Source organism: Sulfitobacter sp. HI0129 (genome assembly GCF_001635395.1).
In the GTDB taxonomy this organism is placed as follows: domain Bacteria; phylum Pseudomonadota; class Alphaproteobacteria; order Rhodobacterales; family Rhodobacteraceae; genus Sulfitobacter.
Genome location: NZ_LWGH01000907.1, coordinates 1 through 598, shown reverse-complemented (window position 1 = coordinate 598; position 598 = coordinate 1). Strand labels below are relative to the sequence as shown.

General features: G+C 58.0%; 2 protein-coding genes. Both read right to left on the bottom strand.

Annotated features, from left to right (window positions below; genetic code table 11):
* Positions 1 to 239, bottom strand: a 239-nt coding sequence (locus A3764_RS20820) for a co-chaperone GroES (RefSeq protein ID WP_067952052.1), incomplete at its 3' end; no start/stop codon positions are given.
* A gap of 168 nt (positions 240 to 407) precedes the next feature.
* On the bottom strand, positions 408 to 598 hold a 191-nt coding region (locus A3764_RS20815; RefSeq protein WP_236628276.1), incomplete at its 5' end, for a DUF2161 family putative PD-(D/E)XK-type phosphodiesterase.

The window sequence follows — 598 nt, the reverse complement described above, 5'->3', positions numbered from 1 at the left end:
TCGCCATCCAGCGTGACTTCTGTGCCGGACCATTTGCCGAACAGGATCTTGTCACCGGGTTTCACGGCCATCTCGATCAGTTCGCCGCTGTCCTTGCGGGCGCCATCGCCGCAGGCAACGACTTCACCTTCGGAGGGCTTTTCCTTGGCGGAATCGGGGATGATCAGACCGCCCTTGGTCTTTTCTTCGCTTTCGGTGCGACGTACCAGCACGCGGTCATGAAGCGGTTTCAATGCCATCTTTGCAGCTCCTTGAGGCTCAAAGTTACTTCCAATCGACTGCGCCCCCGGCTGGGGCCTTTCAGTCATTAGCACTCAACCTCACTGAGTGCTAATGGCGCATAGCTAGGGATAGGCGCTGAACCTGTCAACACGGCAAATAAGAGAAATTGCGATGGTATTGCCGGTCTAGTCGCTGCCTAGCAGGCGACCCGCGGTCTGGACCGCTTCGGCCCCCGTCGGGGTAAGGCCATATATGCCTTTGTCGACTTTTTCAAACCATCCGTAATGATTGTCCCGCATCATGCGCGTGGCAGGGGTGACGCCGGTTTCCCGCGCCACCATCGCGCCCTTGCTGGCCCCCGCTTCGAAAAGATAGA